Origin of the sequence: Adlercreutzia sp. DFI.6.23, assembly GCF_024462535.1 — a bacterium.
Taxonomy (GTDB): domain Bacteria; phylum Actinomycetota; class Coriobacteriia; order Coriobacteriales; family Eggerthellaceae; genus Adlercreutzia; species Adlercreutzia rubneri.
The window spans coordinates 1-294 of sequence record NZ_JANGBP010000665.1 but is presented as its reverse complement, the minus strand read 5'-3'; the positions used below and the strand labels follow the sequence as shown (position 1 = coordinate 294).

The following is a 294-nucleotide window of genomic DNA, read 5'->3' as shown; positions in this document are numbered from 1 at the left end:
CGTGGAGTCCTCGAAGGGCTTGGAGGCGCGTACGACGAGTTTGGCCGTCAGGTTCACGCAGCCGGAGATGACCTCGTCGCCTGGGCGCGCCGTGCGGGGCACCCACTCGCCGGTGAGCGCCGCCGTGTCAATTTGGCTTTCGCCGGTCAGCACCGTGCCGTCAAGCGGGATGCGCTCGCCGGGCATGACGATGAACTCGTCATCGGGGGCGAGCTCGAAGGGTTCCACCTGCTTCAGCTTGCCCTCCTCCATGTCGTTCGCGTACTCGGGCGCGATATCCATCATGTCCGCGAT

Annotated in this window: 1 pseudogene; it reads right to left on the bottom strand. The window is 66.0% G+C overall.

The features are described 5' to 3' along the window. A pseudogene (locus tag NE591_RS14990) lies at window positions 1–294 on the bottom strand (heavy metal translocating P-type ATPase); the annotation flags it as partial.